General features: G+C 63.6%; 1 protein-coding gene. It reads left to right on the forward strand.

From position 1 onward, the window contains the following. On the forward strand, positions 1-275 hold a 275-nt coding region (locus FVA95_RS29765), incomplete at both ends, for an ATP-binding protein (RefSeq protein ID WP_193564455.1).

Below are 275 nucleotides of genomic sequence, written 5' to 3' on the forward strand. Positions count from 1 at the left end.
TGGTCGTCCAGTGGTGCCTCCTGAGGGCCCCATTGTGGGGTCTCCCGACACCGATCCGGGGATCGGAGACTTAGCGGAGGTTATCGGCCAGCACGAGGCGCGCCGAGCCCTTGAAGTAGCGGCAGCGGGTCGTCACCACATTCTGCTACGTGGTGCTCCTGGTTGTGGGAAATCTATGCTGGCACGACGGTTACCCGGGATTCTTCCCCGACTTGATCACCGTGACGCTCTCGAAGTCACCGCGCTGCATTCCTTGGCCGGGCGAGGGAGTGGGC

This window comes from Pseudonocardia sp. EV170527-09, from assembly GCF_008369905.1.
Lineage (GTDB): Bacteria > Actinomycetota > Actinomycetes > Mycobacteriales > Pseudonocardiaceae > Pseudonocardia.